A 1,944-nucleotide genomic window follows, 5' to 3' on the forward strand; every position below is an offset into this window, starting at 1 on the left:
ATCCAGGTCAAGTAGACGAAAAGCTCCCCTGGTTAATTTTACTATTATTTCGAGATTCCGACTTTGAAGAGGAGTCAGATAAACCCAAACCCCACAACATTACTCTAGGGAAATTAAAAGCAGGAGAAGGCAATATCTTTTTCCCAAAAATAGAACTTGAAGTCGGGCAAAAAGAGGAAGAGTTAGTAACAGTAATAGATGTCAAAAAGAAATATTTAAAAGATATTTTACCAACTCATGGCGACCTAGCTTATCTCGCTCATGCTCGGAAAGCCTTTTATTCTCAGAAAGCAAAAGAAGAGGAGGATGATAAAAATCTATTTGCCACGATTATTTCTAACCGTCTCCCCGAACCCAATGGCATGAGTATGGTTTATTTAGTATCCATAGAAGGACGCTATACCGAGGAGGGTTTTGATTATCCACCAGAAGCAGGAGATGAAGACTTAATTCGTTTTGTTAGTTTAGCAAATTGGAATTTTAATTGTATCGATCCAGAGCAAAGCTTTACCCAATTATTGCAGAGATTAAACCGTAACCCTTATACTCTAAGACTACCCGAAAATAAAAATGAACAAGCAGAAAATTACCTAGCCAATAGTTATATAACCGTACCTCATTCAATGCGACAAGGAAGCAAAACATATTCCTGGTATCGAGGGCCATTAAGCGGAGGTTTGAACGCAGAAACTTATGAACTTCCCGCCAAAGCAGCAGACGAATTATTACGTTATGATTCAGAAATAGGAATGTTTGATATATCCTACGCTGCTGCATGGCAACTCGGGCGAATGTTGATGTTGCAAAATCAAAAATTAGCCACAGAATTATTCAACTGGAAACGAGAAGACTTCCAAAACCAGAAAAAGTTAGAACAGACCAAAATTAAGTTATCTCGAAATTCTCAACGTGATAAGCCAAGCGACACCATTTCCCAACTCCCGAAAAATCTACAAGAGTGGTTCGAGGGCCTAAGATTTTTACAAGGAGTGCCCTTTAATTATCTAGTTGCCGATGAAGGTTTACTCCCGACCGAGTCAATTCGTTTTTTCTGGATAGATCCCTTATGGATAGACTGTTTACAAGATGGTGCATTTAGTATTGGTCGAGTTAGAAAAGCAGACGTAGAAGAAGACAAGAAAATTCGTGCTAGGGCAAATACTTTTAAGTCTGAGGAAAAGGAGAAAATCACAGGAGTTATCCTACGTTCTCAAGTGGTTTCTGGGTGGCCAGGATTAATTGTGGATGGTTATAGTATTAGACCAGAAAATGATAATGATTTAGAAGACTTACCAGAAGAGCAACTTTTACCACTATTACGGATGGAAAAATTAGCCAAAAATGTGTTAATCTGTTTGTTTGCAGGAGAAGTAAAAACAATTGATATTCGTCTGCAACCAGAGTCCATGCACTTTGGTTTAGATGCACCTACACACGAGTCTCCTGAGTGGTCGAAAAACTTACGCACAGTAGATGGAGAGCCTACTGATGATGAAATTAAGCCTATTCCTTGGAATAATGAGGAAAAAGAAGTCGTTAACTTAGAAGAATTAGCTCAAAAAATGAAAGAACATTTAAAACTAGAAAATTTTACTTCCGGTCAATTTGGCTTACAAATGATTGAGGGAGTGCAGAAAGTAAGGTTTATTTCTAAGGCATAATTCTCCTCAGCACTCAGCGCTTCAGCTATCAATTGTTGAGCCTCTGATTTTTAGCTGATAGCTAGTTAACAGATGTAGAAATTTGAACAATTTCAAATGCCTGGTTTTTAAACAGATGTTTGCAATTAATTCACAGCTCAAGCATCAATCTAGTGGCAATTAATCTAGGCCGAAAAAGTCCGGCGTTACTGGTCCGGGGCTTTCTTCTTGCTGGTTGCTAAAGCTATCAGTATGGAGAATTAACTTGTCAAAAAAATATTAGTTTTGTTTATAGACAGTTTAA

The 1,944-nt window shown here is 37.9% G+C and carries 1 protein-coding gene; it reads left to right on the forward strand.

What is annotated here, in order from left to right; translation table 11 throughout:
* On the forward strand, positions 1 to 1,661 hold a 1,661-nt coding region (locus tag F6K13_RS30885), incomplete at its 5' end, for a hypothetical protein (protein WP_287289537.1).
* Between the last annotated feature and the right edge of the window lie 283 nt (positions 1,662 to 1,944).

The sequence above is a fragment of the Okeania sp. SIO2B9 genome (assembly GCF_010672505.1).
GTDB lineage: Bacteria > Cyanobacteriota > Cyanobacteriia > Cyanobacteriales > Microcoleaceae > Okeania > Okeania hirsuta.